This window comes from Streptomyces sp. NPDC033270 (genome assembly GCF_055576575.1).
This window is the reverse complement of record NZ_JBVIRA010000006.1, coordinates 1-23,849: the sequence shown is the minus strand read 5'-3', so window position 1 is coordinate 23,849 and position 23,849 is coordinate 1. Positions and strand designations below refer to the sequence as shown.

Here is a 23,849-nt window from a genome sequence, read left to right as displayed (position 1 = left end):
GCGCGACCGGCCCGAGCCCCTGCGAGGCGCCCGCCGCGGAACGCTCTGTCCCGCCCGTCGCCCGCCACCACCCTTGCACGACGCTTCGCGGCAGCTCTAATTCATAAAGGCCGGCGTCGCGACGGGCAGGCTGAATCGGAACTGCGCGCCGCCGGCCGGGGCCCGGCCGACCGTGATCGTGCCGCCGTGCGCCTCGACGATGCCCTTGACGATGTACAGGCCCAGGCCCGTGCCGCCGCGCTTGCTGCCCCGCCAGAAGCGGGTGAAGACGCGGCTCATCGACTCCTCCGGGATACCGGGGCCCTCATCGCTCACGGTGACGCTCGTCCCCTCCGTGCTGGTCGCGTCCGTCGCTGGTCCGACCTCGATGGTGACGGTTCCCTCGCCGTGGCGCACCGCATTTTCCAGCAGATTGCCGAGCACCTGGTCGACCTTGTCCGGGTCCGCCCACAGGTCCGGCAGCGGCCCCCTCATCCGGATCAGGAAGCGGTCCGGCCGCTGGCCCGCGGTGGTCTGCGCCTGGACGTGCCGGCGGACCGCGGCGATCATGTCGACGCGCTGCCGCCGGACCTCCAGCCGCCCGGAGTCGATCCGGGAGATGTCCAGCAGTTCGGCGATCAGACGGGTGACGCGGTTGGCGTCGGCGTCCACCGTCTCCAGCATCAGCCGCTTCTGGTCGTCGGTGAAACGTTCCCACTTTTGGAGGAGGGTGGCGGTGAAGCCCTTGACGGAGGTCAGCGGCGAGCGCAGTTCATGGGCGACGGTGGCGATCAGCTCGGCGTGGCTCAACTCCGTGCGCCGCCGGGCCTCGGTGCCGCGCAGCGCGATCACCAACCGCTGCACGGGCCCGGTGGGCCGGCTGCGGACGTAGCGGGCGGAGACCAGCACCTCACGGCCGCCGAGCAGCAGATTGCGCTCGGGCTGGCCCCGTCGGATGGCGAGCCCGCCATAGGGGTCGGTGATCCGCCACCAGCGACGGCCCTCGACGTCCTGCAGCGGCAGGGCCTGTTCGAGGGGGCGGCCGAGCGCGTCCTCGGAGGCGATTCCGGTGATCCTGGCGGCCGCGGCGTTGAAGCAGACGACCCGGCCGGTCTCGTCGGAGACGACCAGGCCGTCGGGCAGATCGTCGGGGTCGAGTCCCGCCCCGTACGCTTCCGGCCCGGTGGCGGGCGACGGTAGGCGCCCGGCTCCGTCGGCCGGACCGCTGTCAGTGGCGACTGTGATGCCGGAAGTCCTCACACCCATCCCCGTTACCCCCTCCCGGGCCCCCGGCACGCAAGACTACTAGCTCGCCTCGGATGTGCCGGGACGATCCGCGCTACGCCCCTCAGGCGGGTGACACCGCGCGGCAGCCGCCGGGGCTGCGCTGGGCGCGGGCGGAGGCGTAGAGGCAGACCGCGGCGGCGGTGGCGAGGTTGAGGCTCTCCGCCTTGCCGTGGATGGGAACCCGTACGACGGCGTCCGCGAGCGCCCGGGTCTCCTCGGGCAGGCCCCAGGCCTCGTTGCCGAAGACCCAGGCGGTGGGCCCGCCCATGGAGCCGGCGTCCAGCTCGGCGTCCAGGTCGCGGTCGCCCGCGCCGTCGGCGGCCAGGATCCGTACACCGGCGGTCCGCAGCCCCTCCACCACCCGCTGGACCGGTACGCCGACCGCCACCGGCAGGTGGAAGAGCGAACCGACCGAGGCGCGTACCGACTTGGGGTTGTACAGGTCCACCGAGGCGTCGGTCAGCACGACCGCGTCCGCGCCGGCGGCGTCCGCGCACCGCAGCACCGTACCGGCGTTGCCGGGGTCGCGGACGTTGGCGAGGACCGCGATCAGCTGCGGGCGGGCGGCGAGGATCTCCTCGAACGGCGAGTCCAGGAACCGGCAGACGCCGAGCAGGCCCTGCGGGGTGACGGTCTGGGAGATGTCCGCGACGGTCCGGTCGTCGGCGAGGTGCACCCGTACGCCGGCCGTGTGGGCCGCCTCGACGATCTCGGCGTGCCGCTCGGCGGCCTCGGCGGTGGCGAACAGCTCGATGAGGGTGGGCGCGCCGTCGACGCGGTGCGCGATGGCCTCCCGTACAGCCTGCGGGCCCTCGGCGATGAACCGGCGCTCCTTGCCGCGGAAGGCGCGGCGGGCCAGCCGCCGGGCGGCGGTGACGCGCGGGGAACGCGGGGAGATCAGCTCGGGGGTGCCCATGGGCGGCGGCTCACTTCTGTTGTTCGGTGCGTGCGGGGCCGGGCCGGTCCGTCGGCGCCCGGTCCGGAAAATGCGACGGACCCGCAGGCCGGGGCCTGCGGGTCCGCGTCACCACGTCGTCAGGCTGGGGTTCAGGCAGCCTTCGGGGCGTTGACGTCGCTCGGAAGCGCCTTCTGAGCGGCCTCGACGAGCGCGGCGAACGCGTTCATGTCGTTGACCGCGAGGTCCGCGAGGATCTTGCGGTCGACCTCGATGTTGGCGGCCTTCAGACCCTGGATGAAGCGGTTGTAGGTCATGCCGTTCTGGCGGGCAGCGGCGTTGATGCGCTGGATCCACAGCTGACGGAAGTCGCCCTTGCGCTTCTTGCGGTCGTTGTAGTTGTAGACGAGGGAGTGGGTGACCTGCTCCTTCGCCTTGCGGTACAGGCGGGAGCGCTGGCCGCGGTAGCCGCTGGCCTGCTCGAGGATCGCCCGACGCTTCTTGTGGGCGTTGACTGCCCGCTTGACGCGTGCCACTTGTTAACTCCTTGTAGCGGGGTCGTGGTTGTCGTCACACGACCCAAGTCGATTGTGTCCCGGTCGAAGTCGCGCGCCCCGGTCGTCGCATGGGGCGCGGCGGCTCACTTGCCGAGAAGCTTCTTGATCTTCGCGGCGTCGCCCGGGGCCATCTCGGCGTTGCCGGTGAGGCGACGCGTCACGCGGGACGACTTGTGCTCGAGCAGGTGGCGCTTGCCGGCGCGCTCGCGGAGCACCTTGCCGGAGCCGGTGACCTTGAAGCGCTTGCTGGCACCGCTGTGCGTCTTGTTCTTCGGCATGCGCCGTTCTCTCCTCGTCAGTGGCGCTCCCACCGGCACGGACCGGCTAGCGGGAGCGTCAGATGTATCGGTTGGTATCCGGGGCGGGTGCCCCGGCATGAATCCGGGGCTCGCCCAGAGATCACGCCTCGGCGGGCTCCTCGGCGGGCTCCTCCGCGGGAACTCCGCCCTGGCGCTCCGCCTTGCGGGCGGCCTGCGCCTCACGGGCCTCGGCCATCGCCTCGGTCTTCTTCTTGTGCGGACCGAGGACCATGATCATGTTTCGGCCGTCCTGCTTCGGGTTCGACTCGATGAAGCCGAGCTCCTCCACATCGGACGCGAGCCGCTGCAGCAGCCGGAAGCCCAGCTCGGGGCGGGACTGCTCGCGACCACGGAACATGATCGTGATCTTGACCTTGTCACCCTGCTTGAGGAACCGGACGACGTGACCCTTCTTGGTGTCATAGTCGTGCGGGTCGATCTTCGGCCGGAGCTTCATCTCCTTGATGACCGTGTGCGCCTGGTTCTTGCGCGCCTCACGGGCCTTCATGGCCGACTCGTACTTGAACTTTCCGTAGTCCATGAGCTTGCAGACCGGCGGACGGGCGTTCGCCGCCACCTCGACCAGGTCGAGGTCGTACTCCTGCGCAAGCTCCAGGGCCTTGGCAAGCGGCACAATGCCGACCTGCTCGCCACTGGGACCGACGAGTCGCACCTCGGGGACGCGAATCCGGTCGTTGATGCGGGGCTCGGCGCTGATGGATCCTCCTCGGTAGCACCACGCGACGGCCTGGCGGACTGCCGCGTAACGTCTGTTCGGTGTGACCAACCGCGCCGGTACATGCAAAACGCCCCGGACGGGACACAGGCGGGGCTCCACATAGATCTGGAGCACCGCCGCGAAGTCTCCGCGGGGCGCAGCCGGACCGTTGACCCGCCAACCTGAGGTCGGCCGGGTGGGAGAACGGAGCCTCCACTTGTGGGCCGGTCACATGCGTGTCCGGCCGGTCGGAACACCAGAATACACGAGTCAAGGGGTGGCCCCCACTCCTGTGCGGGCGCCGGTGGTGGCGCGGGAGCGCTCCGCGCCCTTGATGACACTCCCGGACGCGGGGCCCTCGGGCACTGCCCATAGGCTGGAGCCGACCCCTCAGCAGGAAGAAGCCCGAAGACATGAGCGACCAGACCCCGCAGCAGCCCGACGCCGCGAGCGCCGCGCAACCCGACTTCGACGCCATGACCCGTGACATCGCGGAGGTGCCGGCGGTCGAGGTGATCACCACGGTCGCGGTGCATCTGATGAGTTCGGCGGCGGTCAACCTGGGGCTCGCCGAGGACGGCGGGGCGCACAAGGACCTCGACGAGGCGCGCAAGCTCATCCAGGCGCTCGCCGGGCTGGTCACCGCCAGCGCCACCGAGATCGGCTCGTACCACGCGGCCCCCCTGCGGGACGGGCTGAAGTCGCTGCAGCTGGCGTTCCGCGAGGCGTCGGTCGTGCCGGACGAGCCGGGGCAGGGTCCCGGCGAGAAGTTCACCGGCCCCGTTTACGGCTGAGCCGCGGAATTCCGTACACAGCAAGGGCCCCGGCCGGGAGACGGCCGGGGCCCTTGCTGTGTACGGGCGCGGGTGGCGTCAGGTCTCAGGGTCGCCCGCCGGGGCCGGTCGCGGCGTCGGCGGGCATGCCCTCGTCGGCGACGATGAACGGCTCGTGGGGCGGATGGGTGACCTGATGGACCACGGCCGCCAGGGCGCCGCCGATCAGCGGCGCGACGATGAACAGCCACAGCTGGGTGATGGCCGCGCCGCCGGCGAACAGGGCCGGGCCGATGGACCGCGCCGGGTTCACCGAGGTGCCGGTCAGCGGGATGCCGACGAGGTGGACGATGGCCAGCGCCAGGCCGATCGCCAGTCCGCCGAAGCCGAGCACGGCCACCTTGTGGGTGGCCGACAGCACCACGAAGACGAACAGGAAGGTCATCACGATCTCGATGACGAAGGCGCCGCCGAGGTTGATGTGCACCGCCGAGCGGTCGCCCCAGCCGTTCGTGCCGAAGGCCCCGTGGGTCTGCAGGCCCGGAATCTGCGTGGCGACCAGGAAGAGCACCGCGGAGCCGACGATGGCGCCCACGATCTGGGCGATCCAGTACTCGACGGCCGTACGCACCGTGATGCGGCGGGCCAGCAGCATGCCGAGCGTCACCGCGGGGTTGATGTGGCACCCCGAGATCGGGCCGAGGGCGTAGGCCAGTGCCAGCATCGTGAAGCCGAAGGCCAGGGCGATGCCGAAGGTGCCGATGTACTCGCCGGCCAGCACCACCGAGCCGACGCCGAAGAACACCAGAAGCAGCGTGCCGAGGAACTCGGCCACGACGACGCGGGTCAGAATCGTGGAGGTCGCCGCCTCCGTCTCGGATTTCTCCATGGGGCTCTCCTCGCGTGGATCTTGAGCTCTCCTCGCATTGTGCGGCCCTGGAGACCACCTCGCCCGTTGGGCTGCCCCGGGCCCGGGCGGGATGCCGGGCCCCGGGGCGCGGATCAGCGCCGGAAGAGGGCTTCGCCGGCCGTCGTGCCGCCGGGCGGCAGAAGGGCCAGGTCCAGGCCCCGTACGAGCCGGGCGCGCAGCACCTCGTCGGTGGCCAGCGACCGCGCCAGGCGCTGGGCGACCTCGGCGGTCGGTGCCCCGGCGGCGAGGCCGAGCGCGAGCGTGCCGTCGGTCTCGTCGGACGGCGCGAGACGGGCGACGAGCACGGCGGGCTCGGCGGCGAGCAGGGCGCGCAGAGCGTCGGTGACGGCCGGGTCGGCGAGCGGGTCGGCGGTCGTACGGCCCTCCGCCAGGGCGCGCAGCGCGGGGCCGGTGAGCTGGTAGGTGACCGGGCCCGCCAGGTCGATGACGAGGGTGTCGGCCTGTTCGTGGGAGGCGGCCAGCAGCGCCTGCCGGAGCGGGACCGCCACCGGGCGGGCGTCCGGGCGCCAGCGCCGGAGCGTCTCCATCGACGTGAAGGCGGGCAGGGCGCGGCGGCCGTCCGGGGCCTGCAGGGTGGGGACCGCCATGTCGCTGGTCTTCTCCCGGCGCAGGCCGTCCGGGCCGGTTTCGACCTCGCCGAGGAGGGCGACGACCGGGACGAGTACGCGGGCGCCGGCCAGCGCCGCGAGGAGCTGCGGCTCGGCGCTCCGGTCGTCGTCGTACGCCGCCAGGGCGGCCGCCAGCGCGGGGTCGGCCGAGCCGTCGTCGTCGGAGAAGCCGGGATCGGGGATGTTCTTCTGCACGTCGGCGAGCGTATCTGCCGGCTTGCCGCGCCGTTGCGGGCCGGGGGCCTCAGGCGCGGGTTCGCCAGATGAGGGCCGCGGCGGCGACGAGGGCCAGGCCGATGGCGCCGGCGGTCCAGGGCACCCAGTCGACGGGGCCGGCGGTGGGGTCGTCCTTGGTGGGGCCGGGGCCGAAGTAGCGAGGGGCGTAGGCGGCGGGGGACGGCTTCTGAGGGGCGGGCTTGAGGGCGGGGGCGGCCTTGAGGGCGGCGGCGGGGTCGATCAGGCCGGCGCCGTAGTCGTCGTCGCGGCCCCCCTCGGGGGAGTCCTGGGCGGTGGCGGTGAGCAGGCAGCGGATCTGGGCGGGGCTCAGGTCGGGGTGGGCGGAGCGGATCAGCGCGATCGCGCCGGAGACGAAGGCCGCGGCGGGGCTGGTGCCCCAGCCCGAGACGTAGGCGCTGCCGTTGCCGGCCATGGCGATCTCGTCGCCGGGCGCGCTGACCGTCGCGTACCAGTGGCGGGTGGAGAAGTCGGCACGTTCGCGCCGGTAGTTGACGGCGGTGGCGGCGATGACGCCCGGGTAGGCGGCGGGGTAGGAGACGCGGTTGCCCTTCTCTCCGCCGTTGCCCGCGGAGGCGACGACGGGGATGCCCTTGCCGAGGGCGTACTGGATGGCGGCGTCCTCGCGCGGTTCGGGGTGTGCGGACTCGCTGTCGTCGCCGAGCGACATGCTGATCACGTCGGCGCCGTGGTCGGCGGCCCAGCGGATGCCGTCGGCGAGCGCGCCGGCCTTCTCCGTGCGGGCCCGCCCGCGCTGCGGATCGTTGTCCTCCAGGATCACCCGGACCGGGAGGATCCTGGCTTCGGGGGCGACCCCGAGCACACCGTCCTGGCGGCCCTGGCCATGGCCCCGGCCCGCGATGACGCTGGCCATTCCGGTGCCGTGCCGGGCCCATGCCGCGTCCCCCGGGCCGGCGCCGAAGCCGATCAGGTCCTTCTCGGGCAGGACCTGGCCCTCCAGGTCGGGGTGGTTGGCGTCGACGCCGGTGTCCAGGACGGCGACGGTGACGCCCGCGCCCTTGGTCGTACGCCAGGCCTGCTGGGCGTGGACGGCCTGCAGGCCCCACTCCTGGGCGCGGATCACATCGGCCCGGGCGGGCACGGAGGGCAGCACGGCGAGCGCGGCGGAGGCCAGCGCGACGGCGGCGCCGCGCAGCGTGGTCTTCGTCATGGCGAGGACTCCGTGGTGTGCGGGGAGATGCCGGACGCGGTGCGGAAGTCGGCCGCGATGCGGTCCGCGAGGTCCTTGGCGTCGTGGCCGAGGCCCGACTCGGCCGGTGCGGTGGTGGCGCCCGGCCGGACCGCGGCCTCGGCGGACTGCGGTGCGGATACCGTCCGGCCGTCGGCGAAGCCGGAGACGGCGAAGACGACCACCGGGATGTCGGTGAGCACCCGGACGGTCCAACTGGCCCGCTGGGCGCGCCCGAAGCCCTCGGCCGGGGTGCCCTTGGCGGCGTACGGCAGCGGCATCAGGTCCGTGCGGCTGCCCAGGCTCCTGGTGCTGAAGCGGGTGTTGAGGGCGATCATGCCGGCCGCGTCGGCCTTGGCGGTCTGCGCGCCGACCGTGATGACGCTGGAGCGGGTGGCGTCGAGGTACGTGGCGCGCAGCAGGCGGACGCAGCCCGCCCCGGCGAGCGCCTGGGCGAGCGGGCGGTCGTAGGCGCCGGTGCAGCCGCTGTCGGGGGCGACGGCGATCCGGGTCCAGGTCCGGTCGGCGCCGCCGGGGCCGACGCCCAGGCCCTCGACGGTGCGCGGGAAGAGGGTGTCGACGGGGGTGTTGCGCCAGACGTCGCGGCCCGCGGCGAAGGCGGCCTCGGGGGTGGGCGGGGCGTCGGCGGAGTCGTCGGTGAGCCAACTGCCGGCCGCCGCACCGCCGATGAGGCCGATGCCGAGGACGAGGCAGGCCGCGGCGGCGGCCAGCCGGGCGCCGGGGCGGCGGCCGGCCGAGGGCCGCGGCCGGGGCCGGGCGGGCATGCCGGGCACGGCCCCGGCCGTCTGGTGCGGCAGGGGCCTCGAGGGCCAGGGCGGCTGCGGCGGACGCTCGGCCGCGGGCGTCGGCGGCTCGCTGCCGGGCGCCGCGGACGGGGTGGCGGAGGCGGGCTTGCGGGCCCGCGGCGGGGCGCCGGCGCCGGGCTCGCCGTTGCCGTTCCACAGCTCCTGGCTGTTGGCCAGGTGGAAGGCGGCGGTGTCCCGGAAGGTGTCCGGCCGCCGGGGCGGCGGCGGTGCGGCGGGTGCCGGGGAGCCGGGCGCGGGGTGCGGGCGCGGGGGCTGCGCGGTGGGCGGCGCCGGTGGTGGCGCGGTGGGGCGCGGCGGGACGGCGGGGGGCGTGGGCCGCTGGGGCGGTGTGGGGTCGGCGGGGGGCTGCGCGGCCTGCGCCCTGGTGGGCGGGGCGGGCGGCGGGCTCGGGACCCGGCGCAGCACGGTCGTACGGGGGTCGGTGTGCGGCGGGGGCGCCGCGGTCGCCGGGGGCTGCTGGGGCAGCCGCTGGGGTATGGGCGGGATGTGCCGCGCATCGGCGAAATCGGCGTCGGTGCTCACCCGCGCTCCCCCTTGCGCCGTGTCCCCGGACCCGATCCGCAATCGGGGCAGGGTGGCTGGTATCCGGACAACACGCCGCTGACCTGCTGGTTGCGGTGTCGGGCCACTCTAAGGGCTGGCGCCGTCGGCGCTCCAACCCCTCCCCCACGCTCTGCATGAGCAGGGGGCACCCCAAGTCGCCGCCATGTCCGCTCTGTCGCGATCTCTCCCCTACCCAGTGGTAGACCCGTCTGGCAGGCTGCGGGCCATGTCCCAGCACACCGCCGACACCTATGGCGACAAAGCCCGTTACGACCGGGCCACCGCACACCTCGACGCACCGCTGGCCGTCGTCGATCTGCAGGCCTTCGACGCCAACGCCGCGGATCTGGTGCGCCGCTCGAAGGGGAAGCCGATCCGCGTGGCGAGCAAGTCGGTGCGCTGCCGGGCCCTGCTGGAACGGGTGCTGGCGCGGGAGGGGTTCGCCGGGATCATGAGCTTCACGCTGGCCGAATCGCTGTGGCTGGCGCGCTCGGGCTTCACGGACGTACTGCTGGCGTACCCGTCGGTGGACCGGGCCGGCTTCGCCGAACTGACCGCCGATGCCGCGCTCACCGGCGCGGTGACGGTGATGGTCGACGATCCGGCGCAGCTCGATCTGATCGACGCGGCACGTGCGGACGGCGCCCGCGGCGGCGAGGAGGTGCGGGTGTGCCTGGAGCTGGACACCTCCTTCCGGCTGCTGGGCGGCGGGGTGCGGGTCGGCGCGCGGCGCTCGCCGCTGCGGGCACCGGCCCAACTGGCCGCGCTGGCCCGGACGGTGGCGCGGCGTCCCGGGTTCCGGCTGGTGGGGCTGATGGCGTACGAGGGGCATGTGGCGGGTGTGGGCGACGAGGTCGCCGGCAAGCCGGTGTTCTCGCGGACGGTCCGGGTGATGCAGGCGGCGGCGCGCAAGGAGCTGGCGCGGCGCCGCTGGGAGGCCGTACGGGCGGTGCGGGCGGTGGCCCCGCGGCTGGAGTTCGTCAACGGCGGTGGGACCGGCAGTGTGCAGCACACGGCGGCGGAGGCGGCCGTCACCGAGATCGCGGCCGGATCGGGGCTGTATGTGCCGCGGCTGTTCGACAACTTCCGTTCGTTCAGCGGGCGTCCGGCGGCGCTGTTCGCCCAGCCGGTGGTGCGCCGGCCCGGTCCCGGCGTGGTGACGGTGCTGGGCGGGGGCTATCCGGCGTCGGGGGTGGCGGGCACGGACCGGCTGCCGGTGCCGCATCTGCCCGCCGGGCTGCGCTACGACCCGCAGGAGGGGCCCGGCGAGGTGCAGACGCCGCTGCTGGGGGCGGCCGCGGACCGGCTGGCGATCGGCGACAAGGTGTGGTTCCGGCATGCCAAGGCCGGTGAGCTGTGCGAGCGGTTCAGCCGGCTGCAACTGGTCGACGGGGACAAGGTGGTGGACACGGTGCCGACGTACCGCGGGGAGGGCCACGCCTTTCTGTGACCGGCGCGGCCCTCCCCGGTACGGAGCGGTGCGGTCAGTACACGGTGTCCTGCTGGTCGGGGATCACCGAGCCGTCGGCGCGGTGGACCGGACCGAGCGTGCCGTCCGGCCGGGTGTAGCCGGCGGTGGCGCACGGGTACGGGTCGGCCTGGCGCTTCTTGGGCTCGATGAACATCGGGTTGACCAGCCAGCGGTGGTCGCTGTTGTCGTAGGCCCGGCACATCAGCTCGGGTTTGTTGCGGTTGATGGCCAGGTGTCCCGCGGTGGCGTCGCCGACGAAGGTCACATCGGTCTCGGCGTCGCCCGCGGCGAAGGCGGGGCGGTGCGCCCGGTCCTGCTGCCGCCAGGCCTTGGCTCCCTTGACGTGGAAGATCTCCTGGTTGATCCAGCAGCGCTTGCCGTCCATGTACGTCAGGACCTCGCCGTTGGTGTCCTTGACGTCGCCGCAGCCCTGGACGCCGGTGGTGAGCCTGCCGTCGCGGACGAGGTTGCGGATGCCGATGACGTGGTCGCGGTCGATGCCCACGCCGGGCGCCCAGGCGCGTACCAGCGGCTCCGCCGAGGCGGAGACGATGTAGACGTCGAAGCCGGCCTTCTTGAGGGTGCCGATGAGGTCGCGCTGCTGCGTGTAGTAGCGGACGTAGCCCTCCATCGTGTGCGTGCCGACCTTCTGCTCCGTGCCGATCGGCGCGGCGAGGTTCTCGGCGCGCGCGGCACGGGCGAAGCCGGTCAGCCGCTCGGGGCTGTGGCCGGCGAAGAGCTGGGTGATCCAGACGTACTCGGGGACGGTGCGCCGGTGGTTCCACTCCCCCTCGAAGGCCTTCTTGCCGGTGGAGGTCTCGGCGTCCTGGTAGACGTCGAGGATCTCGTCGGTGCAGCCGGTGTCGGTCGACGTCGGCAGCGGGCGGCCGGCGGGCACGGAGGTGCCGCAGGCCTTGGTGAGCGCGCGGGCGGCGTCGTCGGTCAGCCACTTGTTGGTGGCCTTCCAGCTCGCCGGGCGCAGCACCTTGTCGTGCCGGAGCATCCAGGCCAGCGTGGCGTCGGAGATGTCGTTCTTGACGACGGTGTTGTCCCAGTCGAAGGTCGCGACCGGTCGCGCGCCCCCGCTTCCGGAGCAGCTGCCGCGCTCGTCGATCATCTTCTGCAGCTTGGCGTGGTTGTCGCCGTACCAGCCCTTGGACACATGGAGGGTGGGGCAGTGGCGCGGGGCCGGCCCGGCGGTGGCTGTCTGGGCGACCGCGACGCCGCCTCCGGCGACGGCGAGGGCAGCACCGGCTGCCAGCCAGCGACGCTTGTTGAGCATGGAACGCACTCCTGTCGAACGAAGAACCGAAGGCGGACGCTAGCGCATGGCGGCCGGGCGTCGAGCGACGTCCGGCCACCATGGCGCTTACCCGGAAGTGAACAACAGGCGGCTTACAGCGGGGTGACGTACGCGCCCGCGATGCCCCCGTCGACCAGGAATTCGGCGGCGTTGACGAACGAGGAGTCGTCACTGGCGAGGAAGGCGACCGCGGCGGCGATCTCCTCGGGCTCGGCGAACCGCCCGACGGGGACGTGCACCAGGCGGCGCGCGGCGCGCTCGGGGTCCTTGGCGAACAGCTCCTTGAGCAGCGGGGTGTTGACCGGCCCCGGGCACAGGGCGTTGACCCGGATGCCCTCGCGGGCGAACTGCACGCCCAGTTCACGGGACATCGCCAGCACGCCGCCCTTGGAGGCGGTGTAGCTGATCTGGGAGGTGGCGGCGCCCATGACGGCGACGAAGGAGGCGGTGTTGATGATGGAGCCGCCGCGCCCGGTCCGCTCGAACTGGCTCTGCATGTAGGGCAGCGCGTGCTTGCAGCACAGGTAGACCGAGGTCAGGTTGACCTCCTGGACGCGCTTCCAGGCGTCGAGGCCGGTGGTGAGGATCGAGTCGTCGTCGGGCGGCGAGATGCCGGCGTTGTTGAAGGTGATGTCGACCGAGCCGTAGGTGTCGAAGGCGGTCTTGTAGAGCGCCTCGACCTGCTCGGAGTCGGTCACGTCGACCTGGACGAAGGTGCCGCCGACCTCTTCGGCGGCGGCCTTGCCGGCCGTCTCGTCGATGTCGGCGCAGACGACGTTGGCGCCTTCGGAGGCGAGCCGGCGGGCGGTGGCCAGGCCGATGCCGCTGCCGGCCCCGGTGATCACGGCGGTACGGCCGACGAGGCGGCGGCACACTGCGGTCTGGTCGGTCACTTAGCGCTCCTCTGTGCTGATGAAGATGTTCTTGGTCTCGGTGAAGGCGGCGAGCGCGTCCGGGCCCAGCTCACGGCCGAGGCCGGACTGCTTGAACCCGCCGAAGGGGGTCCAGTAGCGCACGCTGCTGTGGGAGTTGACGGAGAGGTTGCCGGCCGCGACGGCGCGCGAGACGCGCAGCGCACGGCCGACGTCGCGGGTCCACAGCGAACCGGACAGGCCGTAGTCGGTGGCGTTGGCGAGCCGCACCGCCTCGGCCTCGTCGTCGAAGGGCAGGACCACGGCGACCGGCCCGAAGATCTCCTCGACGGCGCTGCGGTCCTCGGGGCGGCCCTCCAGGACGGTGGCCGGGTACCAGAAGCCCTTGCCGGCGGGCGCCTCGCCGCGGATCGCGGCCGGGGCGTCCTCGGGGACGTAGGACCGGACCCGCTCGCGCTGGGCGGCGGAGATCAGCGGGCCCATCTGGGTGGCGGGGTCGGCCGGGTCGCCGACCACGAAGGCCTTGACGGCGGGCTCCAGCAGCTCCATGAAGCGGTCGTAGACGCCGCGCTGGACCAGGATGCGGCTGCGGGCGCAGCAGTCCTGGCCGGTGTTGTCGAGGAAGGAGCCGGGGGCGGCGGCCGCGGCGGCCTCGATGTCGGCGTCGGCGAAGACGATGTTGGGGCTCTTGCCGCCGAGTTCGAGGGTGAGCCGCTTGGTCTGCGCCGCGCAGCGGGCGGCGATCTGCCGGCCGGTGGCGGTGGAGCCGGTGAAGACGACCTTGGCGACGCCGGGGTGGTCGACCAGCGCGGTGCCGGTGACGGGCCCCTCGCCGGGCAGGACCTGGAAGAGGCCCTCGGGCAGCCCGGCCTCCAGGGCCAGCTCGGCGAGCCGGAGCGCGGTCAGCGGGGTGGTCTCGGCGGGCTTGAGCAGGACGGCGTTGCCGGCCGCGAGGGCCGGGGCGGCGCCCCAGGCCGCGATCGGCATCGGGAAGTTCCAGGGCGCGATGACCGCGACCACGCCGAGCGGCTCCTGGACGGTGATGTTCACCCCGCCGGCGACCGGGATCTGGGTGCCGGTCAGGCGCTCCACTCCCCCGGCGGCGTAGTGCAGCAGATCGCGGACGTTGCCCGCCTCCCACCGGGCGTTGCCCAGCGGGTGGCCGGCCTCGCGGAGTTCGAGTGCGGCGAGCGGGTCGATATGGGCGTCGACGACGTCGGCGAAGCGGCGCAGCAGGCGGGCCCGGTCGCCGGGTGCGACGGCGGCCCAGGCCTCCTGGGCCGCGGCCGCCCGGCGGACGGCGGCGTCGACCTCTTCGGGGGAGGTGGTGGGGACGGTGGCCACCACCTCCTCGGTGGCCGGGTTGAGGATCTTCAGCTCGTGCGGACCATTGGACACAGCGTGGTTCCTTACATGCGCTCGAAGGAGCGGAAGCGCTCCCAGTCCGTGACGGCGGCGTCGTAGGCGTCCTGTTCGACGCGGGCCATGTGGCGGTAGTGGTCGACGACCTCGTCGCCGAAGGCCTCCCGGGCGATCGGGCTGTTCTCCCACCGCTCGGCGGCCTCGCGCAGCGTGGTGGGGACATGGGCGGCATCACCGGCGTAGGCGTTGCCGGTGGTCGCCTCGGGGAGCTCCAGCTGGTGTTCTATGCCGTACAGGCCGGCCGCGACCATGGCGGCGACCGCGAGATAGGGGTTCACATCGCCGCCGGGCAGGCGGTTCTCCAGGCGGTGCGCCCGGCCGTGGCCGACGACCCGCAGCGCGCAGGTGCGGTTGTCGGGGCCCCAGGCGACGGCGGTGGGGGCGAAGGAGCCGGGGCGGAAGCGCTTGTAGGAGTTGATGTTGGGCGCGTAGAAGAGCGTGAAGTCACGCATCGCGGCGATCTGGCCGGCGAGGAAGTGCTGCATGGTGCGGGACATGCCGTAGGGGCCGGAGTCGTCGGCGAGTACGGGCCGCCCCTGCTCGTCCTGGAGCGAGAGGTGGATATGACAGGAGTTGCCCTCGCGCTCGTCGTACTTCGCCATGAAGGTGAGCGCCATGCCTTCCTGGGCGGCGATCTCCTTGGCACCGGTCTTGTAGATGGAGTGCTGGTCGCAGGTGGTCAGCGCCTCGTCGTAGACGAACACGATCTCGTGCTGGCCGAGGTTGCACTCGCCCTTGGCGGACTCCACGGTCATCCCGGCCGCGCCCATCTCGTTGCGGATGCGGCGCAGCACGGGCTCGACGCGGCCGGTGCCGAGGACGGAGTAGTCGGCGTTGTACTGGTTGGCCGGGGTCATCTGGCGGTAGCCGCGGGACCAGGCGTCCTCGTAGGTGTCCTTGAAGAGCATGAACTCCAGCTCGGTGCCGGCGAAGGCGCGCCAGCCGCGCTCGGCCAGGCGGTCGAGCTGGCGGCGCAGGATCTGCCGGGGCGAGGCGACGACCGGCGAGCCGTCGTGCCAGGCCAGGTCGGCGGTGATCAGGGCGGTGCCGGGGTTCCAGGGGGTGCGGCGCAGGGTGGCGGTGTCGCCGTGCATGGCGAAGTCGCCGTAGCCGCGTTCCCAGGAGGACATCTGGTAGCCGTCGACGGTGTTGAGGTCGACGTCGACGGCGAGGAGGTAGTTGCAGCCCTCCGTGCCGTGCTCCAGGACGGTGTCGAGGAAGTATCGGGCCGCGAACCGCTTGCCCTGGAGCCGGCCCTGCATGTCGGTGAAGGCGAGGACGACAGTGTCGATCTCCCCGGCGTCGACGAGGACTCTGAGCTCCTCGACGGAGAGTGGGGGCGTGCGGTCTGCCACGGTGTTGCCTCCTGTCACTGCATCCGGAGGTCATAAGGTATGCACACGAACCTTTGCTTGGGAAGGGGTTTCGATGGACGATGCGGCTGATCGGCTGGCACCTGTGCTGCGGCCGGTGCGGGCGGGCAACGGTTTCGAGGAGGCGCTGGAGCAGATACTCCAGATCGTCCGGCTCGGCCTGGTGCCCCAGGGCGAACGGCTGCCCGCGGAGCGGGAGTTGGCGGAGCGGCTGCAGATCAGCCGGGTCACCCTGCGCGAGGTGCTCAAGGTGCTGCAGGACGAGGACCTGGTGGAGAGCCGGCGCGGGCGCTACGGCGGCACGTTCGTGCGTGCCCGCAAGGAGCACCAGGGCGAGGCCGAGCTGCGGCGCCGGATCGAGAAGATCGACGTCGAGGACACCCTGCGGTTCCGCGAGGTGCTGGAGGTGGGCGCGGCGGGTCTGTGCGCGACCCACGGGCTCACCGGTGAGCAGGCCGACCGGCTGCGCCAGGCCCTGGCCGCGACCCAGGACGCGCCGCTGGCGGACTACCGCCGGCGCGACACCCTGCTGCATCTGACGCTCGCGGAGCTGTCCGGCTCGCCGTCGCTGGCGGCCCAGTACGCCGCGGTGCGGGCGAGCGTGAACGACCTGCTGGACTGCATTCCGCTGCTGGTGCGCAATCTGGAGCACTCCCAGACCCAGCACGGCGCGCTGGTGGAGGCGGTGCTGGAGGGCGACGCGGACGGCGCGCGCGAGGTGATGCGGGAGCACTGCTGCGGGACCGCGGCGCTGCTGCGCGGCTTCCTGAGCGGCCCGGCGGCCTGAGCCCGGCCGCGCCGGACCCCCGCGAGCTCCCCTGTTAACCATTCTTTTACGCACGGGTCTTGCGCCGGAGCGGCACCCAGGGCAAAGGTATGCCGCTGAACCTTTGCTCGATTTTCCCCTTCGGCGAGGCAGGAGCGGCTCATGGCCGACAGCACGGAATCGCAGACCGCACCGCCCACCGCTTCAGCGGACGGCAGCACACCGGGCGGCGGCGCATCGCCCGACGAGACCTATCTGGAGCGGCGCACGCTGCGCCGCGGCAGCGCGGGACCACTGCTGCTGACCGGCCTGGGCGTCGCCTACGTCGTCTCCGGCGACTTCTCGGGCTGGAACAACGGACTGGCGCACGGCGGCTTCGGCGGTCTGGCGATCGCCGCCGTCCTGATGGGCCTGATGTACACCTGTCTGGTCTTCGCGCTGGCGGAGCTGGCCTCGATCCTGCCCACCGCGGGCGGCGGCTACGGCTTCGCCCGGCGGGCACTGGGCACCTGGGGCGGCTTCCTCACCGGCACCGCCATCCTGATCGAATACGTCCTGGCGCCCGCCGCGATCTCCATCTTCATCGGTGACTACGTCGAATCGCTCGGCCTGTTCGGACTGCACTCGAGTTGGCCGGTCTACCTCGCCTGCTTCGTGCTGTTCATCGGCATCCACCTGTGGGGCGTCGGTGAGGCGCTGCGCTTCAGCCTGATCGTCACCGCGGTCGCGGTCGCCGCGATCGTCGTCTTCGCGCTCGCCGCCCTCACCGACTTCCATGTGGACGCGCTCAACGACATCCCCGTCGAGGCCGGTGCCTTCGGCGCCAACTCCTGGCTCCCGTTCGGCATTCTCGGGATCTGGGCGGCCTTCCCGTTCGGCATGTGGTTCTTCCTCGGCATCGAGGGCGTACCGCTGGCGGCGGAGGAGACCAAGGACCCGGCCCGGTCGCTGCCCAGGGCGATGGCCGCCGCGATGGGCATCCTGCTGCTGCTCGCGCTGATCACCTTCGTCGCCGCGACCGGCGCGCGCGGCTCGGCCGCGATCCAGTCGGTGGGCGATCCGCTGGTCCAGGCGCTGCAGCCGGACGGCAAGCCCACGACCGTGGGCCGGATCGTCAACTACGCCGGCCTGGCGGGCCTGGTGGCGTCCTTCTTCTCCCTGATCTTCGCCGGGTCCCGGCAGCTGTTCGCGCTCTCCCGGGCCGGCTACCTGCCCCGCTTCCTCTCCCTCACCAGCCGCCGCAAGGCCCCGTACCTGGGCCTGCTGGTGCCCGGCGCGCTGGGGTTCGCGCTGGCCGCGGCCACCGGCGACGGCGCCCGGATGCTGAACGTCGCGGTCTTCGGCGCCACCATCTCCTACGCCCTGATGGCGCTCTCGCACATCGTGCTGCGCCGCCGCGAGCCCGGTCTGCCCCGCCCCTACCGGACCCCGGGCGGCATGCTGACCTCCTCCGTCGCCTTCGTCCTGGCCTGCTCGGCGCTGGTGGCGACGTTCCTGGTCGACAAGGACGCCGCCTTCATCGCGCTCGGCGTCTACGTCGTGGCGCTGGCGTACTTCGCGTTCTACTCCCGGCACCGGCTGGTCGCCGCGGCGCCCGAGGAGGAGTTCGCGGCGCTGGCGGCGGCCGAGGCCGAGCTCGCACGCGACTGAGACACCCGGTGCCGGCCGGGCATCCGGTCCGGCGCCGGCGATCCGATCCCCACCCGCACGCACGGAGGACCCCACCCCATGTCCCAGCCCCTCATCGGCATCAGCACCTACCAGGAAGAGGCCCGCTGGGGCGTGTGGACCCAGCCGGCCGCGCTGGTGCCGGCCGGCTATCCGAAGCTGGTGCAGCGCTCGGGCGGGCTGGCCGCCCTGCTGCCGCCGGGCGATCCGGCGACCGCCGCCGCCGCGGTGGCACGGCTGGACGGGCTGGTGATCGCCGGCGGCGCGGACGTGGCGCCGGCGCGGTACGGAGCGGAGCCGCACCCGAGGACCGGTCCGCCCGCCCTGGACCGGGACGCCTGGGAACTCGCCCTGATCGAGGCCGCGTTGGCGGGCGGCGTACCGCTGCTGGGCATCTGCCGCGGGCTGCAGCTGCTGAACGTGGCGCTGGGCGGCACCCTCGTCCAGCACCTCGATGGGCACGCCGGGCCGCCCGGGGTCTTCGGGCGGCACGACATCAAGCCGGTCCCCGGGACGCTGCTGGGCCGCACGCTGCCCGAGCCGGTGGCGGTACCGACCTACCACCACCAGGCGGTGGACCGGCTCGGGCGCGGGCTGCTGGCCTCGGCGTACGCGGAGGACGGCACGATCGAGGCGCTGGAGCTGCCGGACGCGCGCGGCTTCGCGCTGGCGGTGCAGTGGCACCCGGAGGCCGGGGACGACACCCGCGTGATGGAGGCCCTGGTGGCGGCGGCACGCGGGGCGTCCCCTGAGGCGTGAGCGCCTCAGACCTCCCGGGACCCGCAGGCGCCGGGGATCCAGCCGGTGTTGCCCCGGAAGGTGATCTTCATCCAGTCGGTGCCCGAACGTCCGCAGAGGCGGTACGACTGCCCCGTGGCCTTGCCGCGGATGCAGGTCTTCGCGCCCTTGGTGAACAGCCCGACCGCGGTGCTGTTCAGCTTGCGCTCCTTGCGGATCTTCACGTTCTCCTGCGCCTCGGCGTTGACGCAGGCGGCCGTCGCGGTGGTGGCCGCGGCGGCCGGGTGCGCGGTGCCCGGCGTGGCGGCCGTGGCGACCCCGCCGGCCAGCGCGGTGCCGAGCAGAGCCGTGGAGGCGATGATCCCGGCCGTCGTCCTCATCCTCATGTGTGGTCCCCCTAGTGGTAGTTGGCGCATGGTCAGACCCTGTCGCGCGCACGCGATCAAGGATTCGAACACACTAACGCAGGGGCGGGCCCGAGGCGGCTGGTTCCGCCCGCCTCAGGAGGTCGCGCGGGTCAGCCCCAGCAGGTGACGGGCCGGCCCCACCGGTCGCTGCCCGGCCGGCCACACGGCACGCAGGTCACGGCCGAGCCGCAGCCCCCGCACCGGGACCTCCACCAGTCGCCGGGCGCTCAGCTCCTCACCGACCGCCAGCTCGCTGAGCACCGACGGCGCCGCCTCGCTCACCACGGCCGCCTTCACGGCGGTGGTCGAGGCGAGCTCCAGCAGCGGTTCGGCCAGCCCGCCGTGCTCGGCGAGCGCCGCGTCCAGCACCTGCCGGGTGCCGGAGCCGCGCTCCCGCAGGATCAGCGGGGTCGCGGCCAGCTCGGCGGCGGTCAGCTCCGTACGGCGCCGCGCCCAGCGGTGCGACGGCGCGGCGACGACGACCAGCCGGTCGTGCCCGATGACCGCGCCGTCCAGCCCCGCCGGCACGTCCAGCCCCTCCACGAAGCCCAGATCCGCCTCGCCCCGCGCCAGCCGCTCGGCCACCGCGCTGGAGTTCCCCGCCAGCAGCGAGACGGCCGTCCCGGGCAGCTCCGTACGCAGCGAGATCAGCCACCCCGGAAGCAGGTACTCGGCGATGGTCATGCTCGCCGCGACCCGCAGCCGGGAGTCGCGCCGCCCGCGCAGCGCCTGGGCGCCCGCGTCCAGCGCCTCGGCGGCCTCGACCACCCGTCGCGCCCAGTCCGTCACCAGCACCCCGGCGTCCGTCAGCCGGGAGCCCCGCGGCGACCGCTCGACCAGCGCCACCCCCAGCTGGCGCTCCATGGCGCGCAGGCGGCTGCTGGCGGCCGGCTGGCTGATCCCGCGCGCGCGGGCGGCCCGCCCCAGACTGCCGAGCCGGGCGATGGCGAGCAGCAGTTCCAGCGCACCGAGGTCCGGGACCCGGTGCGACAACGAGGCGGGCTGGACCTCACCCATCAATCCCCCAACACATAACCCCAGCTTATGCCCTCATAGAGACAATGTCCCTGGTGGGGGCTGTTTGGAGCAGTCAAGCTCTTCTCATGGCAACACTCGCGCAAGCACCTTCCCGTACCACCTCCGCCGCCCCCCGCACCCCCGGGTCGGTCCGCCACCTCGGCCCGAACTGGTACGCCTCCGTCATGGGCACGGCCATCGTCGCCAACGCCGGCGCGGCCCTGCCGTTCACGGCGCCCGGCCTGCGCGGTGCCTACGAGGCCGTCTGGGCACTGTCGGCGGCGGTGCTGCTGACCCTGCTGGCCGCCCGGGCCGTGCACTGGCGCCGGCACCCGGACCAGGCCAGGCGCCACCTCCTCGACCCGGCCGTCGCCCCGTTCTACGGCTGCCTGGCCATGGCGCTGCTGGCGGTCGGCGGCGGCACGCTCGCGGTCGGCCGGGACGTCGTCGGCGAGCCGGCCGCGGTGGCCGCCGACGCCGTCCTGTGGACCGTGGGCACGCTGGTCGGCCTCACGGGCGCCGCGGTGATCCCGTACCTGATGGTGACCCGGCACCGCATCGAGCCGGCCGGCGCCACCCCGGTGTGGATCCTGCCGCTGGTCGCCCCCATGGTCTCGGCGGCGCTGGGGCCCGCGCTGGTCCCCCACCTGCCGCCCGGCCAGTGGCGAGTGGCGATGCTGCTCGGCTGCTACGCGCTCTTCGGCATGTCCCTGCTGGCCACGCTGCTCGTGCTGCCGCTGGTGGTGTCCCGGCTGCTCCACCACGGCGCCCTGCCGCTCGCCCTCACCCCGACCCTGTTCCTCGTCCTCGGCCCGCTCGGCCAGTCCACCACCGCCGTGAACAACCTCGCCGACGTCGCCCCGGGAGTCGTGGACGCCTCCTCCGCGCACGCCATGAGCGCCTTCGCGGTCCTCTACGGCGTGCCCGTGATGGGCTTCGCGCTGCTCTGGCTGGCGATCGCGACGGCGATGGTGGTCCGCGCCTTCCGCAACGGCATGGGCTTCGCCATGACCTGGTGGGGCTTCACCTTCCCCCTGGGGACCTGCGTCACGGGCGCGGCGGGCCTGGCCCGGCACACCGGGCTGGGCGTGTTCGACTGGCTGGCCGGGGCGCTGTTCGCCGCCTTGGTGACGGCGGTGGCGGTGACCGCCACCCGCACCGCCTCGGGCCTGGCACACGGCCGGCTGCTGGCGCCGCCGCCGGCGGCCGGGCGCTGAGCGGCTCCGCGCCCGGCCGCCGGGCGGCGCGTCGGTTCAGCCGAGGAAGAGCGGCAGCCTCGCGGCCAGTTGGCCGAGTGCGGCCCGCTCCTCGCCGGTCGGCGCCCGGCGGCCGGTGCCGACCACAAGTGCGTCCTGGTCGCTGAACGACGCGGGGAACGCGGCGCCGGCGATCTCTTCCAGCAGCGCGCGGGACCGGGCCAGGGCCTGGGCGGGCGGCCGGGCCGCATCCGGGAGGTGCGCGATCAGGTCGAGGTGGTGCAGCGTCCACTCCAGGACGTACGCGGTGAGGTAGTCGCCCACGGTGAGGACCTCGTCCTGGGTGCTCACCCGGGCGCCGGCGTCGGCGAGTTCGGCGGCGCGGCCGGCGGCGGAGCCGACGTCGTCGAGGTGGAACTTGAGCAGGTGCGGTTCCTCGTAGGCGGCGGCCAGCCGGACGATCAGCGCGTCGAGCGGGTCCTGGCCGGTCGGCGGCTGCTCCCCGACCTTCCAGTAGGTCACGGCGTCGACGGTCGGTGCCGCCTCGGTCGGGGTGACGAGGGTGATCAGGACATCCTGCGCGTCGATGACCAGGTGGCACACCAGGTCCCGTACGAGCCAGCCGGTGCAGCCGGACGGCCGCTCGAAGTCCTTGTCCGGGAGTTCGGCGACCGCGGTGCGCAGCGCCGCCCAGGAGCGCGAGAAGAGATCCACCCCGGCAAGGTAGTGCGGTACCCGAACGGCGGACAAACGGATTCGGGCGGTCGGGGGTGCCGCTCCACCGCTCCCCGAGACGCGCCCGGCAGCGCCGTCACCACGACGGAGTAACGCAGCGTAATCCACTCGTTGCCGGTTCGTTAGCGCGGTGATCCCGGCACCGGACCGGGTCCAGACAGGAAGGAAGTTCCGTCATGGGTAAGGCAATGCGTTTGATCGCGGGCGCCCTCGGGGCCGGTGCGCTGCTGATGTCGGCGTCGGGCACGGCCAGTGCCAAGGGCTGGGCCGACGAGTTCTTCAACGAGGACGTGCACTGCGCGCCGACGTTCAGCCTCCTGTTCCCCTCGGACGGCTGCCTCACGAACATCCTCATCGACAACCACAAGACGGTCGCCACGCTCAAGCAGACCGCCGGGGGCGACATCGACGGCACCCTGGTGCGCTCCGGCGGGCGAGGCCGCCGCTGACACCGCGTCGCACCCCGCGGCACGCCGCTCCGGGGTGCGGCGGGGGGGGGGGGGGGGGGGGGGGGGGGGGGGGGGGGGGGGGGGGGGGGGGGGTAGGGGGGGGGGGGGGGGGGGGGGGGGTGCGGGGGGGGGGGGGGGGGGATCCCGCTGCCACAGCGTCACCCCCGCCGGCACACCCCTCGGTGGGGCAGAGGTGTCTCCCCCCTGCCCGCCGGGCGGGCGGCACGCGCCGTGTGTTCCTGGGCGCGGTCGCTCAGCGCGCCGCGGCCAGGGCCGTCGCCAGTACGGCCGGGGCCTCGGTCAACGACGGTCCGTACCACGTCAGATGGCGGCCGCTGACCAGCGCGGCGGGCAGGCCGGGAAACGCCTCGGGGCCGTCCTCGGCGGTGAAGCGGTACGGCTCGTCGGGGAGGACCACGAGGTCGGCCGGACCGGCGTGGAGCGCGTCGAGCGCGATCCGCGGATAGCGCTCGGCGTGGCCGGCGTAGCGGTTGCGCACGCCGAGACGGGCCAGCAGGTCCCCGGCGAAGGTGTCCCGGCCGAGCACCATCCACGGCCGGCGCCAGATCGGCACCACCGCGGTCCGCGGCGCCGTACGGGCCGGCAGGTCGCGCCATACGGCCTCTGCGGCGTCGAGCCAGTCGGGGCGGGCCAGCCCGCAGCCCGCGACCAGTACGCGGTCCAGCTCGCGCAGCCCCTGGTCCAGGGTCCGTACCTCGGTGACCAGGACGTCGAGGCCCGCGGCCCGCAGCGCGGCCAGGTCCTGCGGGCGGTTCTCCTCCTCGTTGGCGAGCACGAGGTCGGGCGCCAGGGCGGCGATCCGCCGGGCGTCGGGATTCTTGGTGCCGCCGACCCGGGCGGCCGTCAGCCCGGCCGGGTGGCTGCACCAGTCGGTGACCCCGACCAGCAACTCGGGCGCGCAGGCGGCCACCGCCTCGGTGAGGGACGGCACCAGGGACACCACGCGCTGCACGGTCATCCGTCCACGGTACGGCTCAGGCGCGCCCGCCGGCCCTGCGGCGCAGCAGATACGCCGCGCTGCCGGCCAGCACGAACAGCACCAGGCCACCGGCCGCCTGTGTCACGTTCACTCCCTCCACCCGACTGTCCTGCACCGTCACGGTTTCGGTGAACCTCGCTCCGCCCGGCGCACATTCGATGGTGACCTGGTAGCGCCCCGGCCTGGCCTGTTCGGCGACCGTGGCGTCGGCGGCCATCCCGCGCTCGCCCGGCCGCAGCACCACCGAGCCGAAGAGCGCCGAGGCCACCCGCGCTGCCGAAGCCGTCGCGCAGTGCCTGCCGTCACTGATGCTCACCCGTTGTCCGGCCACCATCGGATCGGGCTCGACCTGCGCCGACGCGACGGGCGCGGCGATCCCCAGGGTGACCGCGCCGATCAGGGCGGCGGCGGCTGCGTGCGCGGGCTTCACGCACTCCAGCCAATCACCCGCCCCGCCGTCCCGCGCGCTACCCGCACCCGCCCGGGTGAGCCGCGAAAGGGGGGGGGGGGGGGGGGGGGGGGGGGGGGGGGGGGGGGGGGGGGGGGGGGGGGGGGGGGGGGGGGGGGGGGGGGGGGGGGGGGGGGGGGGGGG

The 23,849-nt window shown here is 73.6% G+C and carries 25 protein-coding genes; 7 read left to right on the top strand and 18 right to left on the bottom strand.

All coding sequences use genetic code 11. From position 1 onward, the window contains the following. Positions 1-96: 96 nt before the first annotated feature. The 5 genes from ACZ5XZ_RS11600 to infC all read right to left on the bottom strand — a co-directional run bounded on the left by ACZ5XZ_RS11600 (position 97) and on the right by infC (position 3,804). Positions 97-1,245, bottom strand: a complete 1,149-nt coding sequence (locus ACZ5XZ_RS11600) for a sensor histidine kinase (protein ID WP_468976670.1) — start codon at positions 1,243-1,245, stop codon at positions 97-99. A gap of 82 nt (positions 1,246-1,327) precedes the next feature. Then, on the bottom strand, positions 1,328-2,182 hold the full coding sequence (locus ACZ5XZ_RS11595; RefSeq protein WP_468976668.1) for a TrmH family RNA methyltransferase: 855 nt from the start codon (positions 2,180-2,182) through the stop codon (positions 1,328-1,330). 131 nt (positions 2,183-2,313) lie between these two features. Continuing rightward, the gene (gene rplT, locus ACZ5XZ_RS11590; RefSeq protein ID WP_384428642.1) at positions 2,314-2,697 is read right to left on the bottom strand and encodes a 50S ribosomal protein L20; all 384 of its coding nucleotides are present in this window, start codon (positions 2,695-2,697) and stop codon (positions 2,314-2,316) included. Positions 2,698-2,801: 104 nt separating this feature from the next. Further along, entirely contained in the window at positions 2,802-2,996 is a 195-nt protein-coding gene (gene rpmI, locus ACZ5XZ_RS11585; RefSeq protein WP_016576627.1) for a 50S ribosomal protein L35, read from the bottom strand. A 121-nt stretch (positions 2,997-3,117) separates the two neighbouring features. Then, the gene (infC, locus tag ACZ5XZ_RS11580; protein WP_468976666.1) at positions 3,118-3,804 is read right to left on the bottom strand and encodes a translation initiation factor IF-3; all 687 of its coding nucleotides are present in this window, start codon (positions 3,802-3,804) and stop codon (positions 3,118-3,120) included. A gap of 344 nt (positions 3,805-4,148) precedes the next feature. Between infC and ACZ5XZ_RS11575 the strand changes: the two genes are divergently transcribed. Then, on the top strand, positions 4,149-4,529 hold the full coding sequence (locus ACZ5XZ_RS11575; protein ID WP_468976664.1) for a DUF1844 domain-containing protein: 381 nt from the start codon (positions 4,149-4,151) through the stop codon (positions 4,527-4,529). Between the two features lie 85 nt (positions 4,530-4,614). On the opposite strand, the gene ACZ5XZ_RS11570 is transcribed toward ACZ5XZ_RS11575, so the two are convergent. The 4 genes from ACZ5XZ_RS11570 to ACZ5XZ_RS11555 form a co-directional block, all read right to left on the bottom strand. After that, positions 4,615-5,397, bottom strand: a complete 783-nt coding sequence (locus ACZ5XZ_RS11570; protein WP_468976663.1) for an MIP family channel protein — start codon at positions 5,395-5,397, stop codon at positions 4,615-4,617. A 113-nt stretch (positions 5,398-5,510) separates the two neighbouring features. Further along, positions 5,511-6,242, bottom strand: a complete 732-nt coding sequence (locus tag ACZ5XZ_RS11565; protein ID WP_468976662.1) for an SseB family protein — start codon at positions 6,240-6,242, stop codon at positions 5,511-5,513. A gap of 49 nt (positions 6,243-6,291) precedes the next feature. Further along, complete coding sequence (gene mycP, locus ACZ5XZ_RS11560) at positions 6,292-7,452, bottom strand: type VII secretion-associated serine protease mycosin (RefSeq protein ID WP_468976660.1); 1,161 nt, start codon at positions 7,450-7,452, stop codon at positions 6,292-6,294. Next, complete coding sequence (locus tag ACZ5XZ_RS11555; RefSeq protein WP_468976659.1) at positions 7,449-8,819, bottom strand: hypothetical protein; 1,371 nt, start codon at positions 8,817-8,819, stop codon at positions 7,449-7,451. The genes mycP and ACZ5XZ_RS11555 overlap by 4 nt, the downstream gene beginning before the upstream one ends. A 247-nt stretch (positions 8,820-9,066) precedes the next feature. Between ACZ5XZ_RS11555 and ACZ5XZ_RS11550 the strand changes: the two genes are divergently transcribed. After that, the gene (locus ACZ5XZ_RS11550; protein WP_468976656.1) at positions 9,067-10,290 is read left to right on the top strand and encodes an amino acid deaminase/aldolase; all 1,224 of its coding nucleotides are present in this window, start codon (positions 9,067-9,069) and stop codon (positions 10,288-10,290) included. Positions 10,291-10,324: 34 nt separating this feature from the next. Here the strand turns inward: ACZ5XZ_RS11550 and ACZ5XZ_RS11545 are convergent, their stop codons facing one another. From ACZ5XZ_RS11545 to ACZ5XZ_RS11530, 4 genes are all read right to left on the bottom strand, one after another. Next, a complete protein-coding gene (locus ACZ5XZ_RS11545; protein ID WP_468976655.1) occupies positions 10,325-11,593 on the bottom strand; it encodes a haloacid dehalogenase-like hydrolase in 1,269 nt (422 codons plus the stop codon). A gap of 113 nt (positions 11,594-11,706) precedes the next feature. Further along, positions 11,707-12,507, bottom strand: a complete 801-nt coding sequence (locus ACZ5XZ_RS11540; RefSeq protein WP_468976654.1) for a 3-oxoacyl-ACP reductase — start codon at positions 12,505-12,507, stop codon at positions 11,707-11,709. Then, the gene (locus ACZ5XZ_RS11535; RefSeq protein ID WP_468976652.1) at positions 12,508-13,884 is read right to left on the bottom strand and encodes an aldehyde dehydrogenase family protein; all 1,377 of its coding nucleotides are present in this window, start codon (positions 13,882-13,884) and stop codon (positions 12,508-12,510) included. 11 nt (positions 13,885-13,895) lie between these two features. Then, positions 13,896-15,263 (bottom strand): glutamine synthetase family protein, encoded by a 1,368-nt coding sequence (locus ACZ5XZ_RS11530; RefSeq protein WP_468976651.1) that lies wholly within the window; start codon positions 15,261-15,263, stop codon positions 13,896-13,898. 73 nt (positions 15,264-15,336) lie between these two features. Between ACZ5XZ_RS11530 and ACZ5XZ_RS11525 the strand changes: the two genes are divergently transcribed. The 3 genes from ACZ5XZ_RS11525 to ACZ5XZ_RS11515 all read left to right on the top strand — a co-directional run bounded on the left by ACZ5XZ_RS11525 (position 15,337) and on the right by ACZ5XZ_RS11515 (position 18,474). Then, the gene (locus tag ACZ5XZ_RS11525) at positions 15,337-16,068 is read left to right on the top strand and encodes a FadR/GntR family transcriptional regulator (RefSeq protein WP_468976650.1); all 732 of its coding nucleotides are present in this window, start codon (positions 15,337-15,339) and stop codon (positions 16,066-16,068) included. Between the two features lie 141 nt (positions 16,069-16,209). After that, positions 16,210-17,697: an ethanolamine permease gene (gene eat, locus ACZ5XZ_RS11520; RefSeq protein ID WP_468976648.1), complete on the top strand. Its 1,488-nt coding sequence runs from the start codon at positions 16,210-16,212 to the stop codon at positions 17,695-17,697. Positions 17,698-17,775: 78 nt separating this feature from the next. After that, entirely contained in the window at positions 17,776-18,474 is a 699-nt protein-coding gene (locus ACZ5XZ_RS11515; protein ID WP_468976647.1) for a gamma-glutamyl-gamma-aminobutyrate hydrolase family protein, read from the top strand. Between the two features lie 5 nt (positions 18,475-18,479). On the opposite strand, the gene ACZ5XZ_RS11510 is transcribed toward ACZ5XZ_RS11515, so the two are convergent. Continuing rightward, positions 18,480-18,839 carry a hypothetical protein gene (locus tag ACZ5XZ_RS11510; RefSeq protein WP_468976645.1) on the bottom strand — a complete coding sequence of 120 codons (360 nt, stop codon included), beginning with the start codon at positions 18,837-18,839 and terminating at the stop codon, positions 18,480-18,482. A 114-nt stretch (positions 18,840-18,953) separates the two neighbouring features. Next, a complete protein-coding gene (locus ACZ5XZ_RS11505; RefSeq protein WP_468976643.1) occupies positions 18,954-19,877 on the bottom strand; it encodes a LysR family transcriptional regulator in 924 nt (307 codons plus the stop codon). Positions 19,878-19,963: 86 nt separating this feature from the next. Here ACZ5XZ_RS11505 and ACZ5XZ_RS11500 point away from each other — a divergent pair, with 86 nt between their 5' ends. Next, complete coding sequence (locus ACZ5XZ_RS11500) at positions 19,964-21,094, top strand: TDT family transporter (protein WP_468976642.1); 1,131 nt, start codon at positions 19,964-19,966, stop codon at positions 21,092-21,094. A 36-nt stretch (positions 21,095-21,130) separates the two neighbouring features. On the opposite strand, the gene ACZ5XZ_RS11495 is transcribed toward ACZ5XZ_RS11500, so the two are convergent. Then, a complete protein-coding gene (locus ACZ5XZ_RS11495; RefSeq protein WP_468976641.1) occupies positions 21,131-21,787 on the bottom strand; it encodes a maleylpyruvate isomerase N-terminal domain-containing protein in 657 nt (218 codons plus the stop codon). A gap of 197 nt (positions 21,788-21,984) precedes the next feature. Between ACZ5XZ_RS11495 and ACZ5XZ_RS11490 the strand changes: the two genes are divergently transcribed. Further along, on the top strand, positions 21,985-22,257 hold the full coding sequence (locus ACZ5XZ_RS11490) for a hypothetical protein (protein WP_468976639.1): 273 nt from the start codon (positions 21,985-21,987) through the stop codon (positions 22,255-22,257). Positions 22,258-22,510: 253 nt separating this feature from the next. On the opposite strand, the gene ACZ5XZ_RS11485 is transcribed toward ACZ5XZ_RS11490, so the two are convergent. Further along, positions 22,511-23,236 (bottom strand): helical backbone metal receptor, encoded by a 726-nt coding sequence (locus ACZ5XZ_RS11485; RefSeq protein ID WP_468976637.1) that lies wholly within the window; start codon positions 23,234-23,236, stop codon positions 22,511-22,513. 16 nt (positions 23,237-23,252) lie between these two features. Next, positions 23,253-23,687: a hypothetical protein gene (locus ACZ5XZ_RS11480; RefSeq protein ID WP_468976636.1), complete on the bottom strand. Its 435-nt coding sequence runs from the start codon at positions 23,685-23,687 to the stop codon at positions 23,253-23,255. Between the last annotated feature and the right edge of the window lie 162 nt (positions 23,688-23,849).

Coding starts and splice junctions, on each gene's coding strand:
- ACZ5XZ_RS11600 (WP_468976670.1), bottom strand. CDS start 1,245: ATGGGTGTGAGGACTTCCGGCATCACAGTCGCCACTGACAGCGGTCCG.
- ACZ5XZ_RS11545 (WP_468976655.1), bottom strand. CDS start 11,593: ATGCTCAACAAGCGTCGCTGGCTGGCAGCCGGTGCTGCCCTCGCCGTC.
- mycP (WP_468976660.1), bottom strand. CDS start 7,452: ATGACGAAGACCACGCTGCGCGGCGCCGCCGTCGCGCTGGCCTCCGCC.
- ACZ5XZ_RS11525 (WP_468976650.1), top strand. CDS start 15,337: ATGGACGATGCGGCTGATCGGCTGGCACCTGTGCTGCGGCCGGTGCGG.
- ACZ5XZ_RS11510 (WP_468976645.1), bottom strand. CDS start 18,839: ATGAGGATGAGGACGACGGCCGGGATCATCGCCTCCACGGCTCTGCTC.
- rpmI (WP_016576627.1), bottom strand. CDS start 2,996: ATGCCGAAGAACAAGACGCACAGCGGTGCCAGCAAGCGCTTCAAGGTC.
- ACZ5XZ_RS11575 (WP_468976664.1), top strand. CDS start 4,149: ATGAGCGACCAGACCCCGCAGCAGCCCGACGCCGCGAGCGCCGCGCAA.
- ACZ5XZ_RS11570 (WP_468976663.1), bottom strand. CDS start 5,397: ATGGAGAAATCCGAGACGGAGGCGGCGACCTCCACGATTCTGACCCGC.
- ACZ5XZ_RS11595 (WP_468976668.1), bottom strand. CDS start 2,182: ATGGGCACCCCCGAGCTGATCTCCCCGCGTTCCCCGCGCGTCACCGCC.
- eat (WP_468976648.1), top strand. CDS start 16,210: ATGGCCGACAGCACGGAATCGCAGACCGCACCGCCCACCGCTTCAGCG.
- ACZ5XZ_RS11500 (WP_468976642.1), top strand. CDS start 19,964: ATGGCAACACTCGCGCAAGCACCTTCCCGTACCACCTCCGCCGCCCCC.
- ACZ5XZ_RS11505 (WP_468976643.1), bottom strand. CDS start 19,877: ATGGGTGAGGTCCAGCCCGCCTCGTTGTCGCACCGGGTCCCGGACCTC.
- ACZ5XZ_RS11490 (WP_468976639.1), top strand. CDS start 21,985: ATGGGTAAGGCAATGCGTTTGATCGCGGGCGCCCTCGGGGCCGGTGCG.
- ACZ5XZ_RS11515 (WP_468976647.1), top strand. CDS start 17,776: ATGTCCCAGCCCCTCATCGGCATCAGCACCTACCAGGAAGAGGCCCGC.
- ACZ5XZ_RS11550 (WP_468976656.1), top strand. CDS start 9,067: ATGTCCCAGCACACCGCCGACACCTATGGCGACAAAGCCCGTTACGAC.
- ACZ5XZ_RS11485 (WP_468976637.1), bottom strand. CDS start 23,236: ATGACCGTGCAGCGCGTGGTGTCCCTGGTGCCGTCCCTCACCGAGGCG.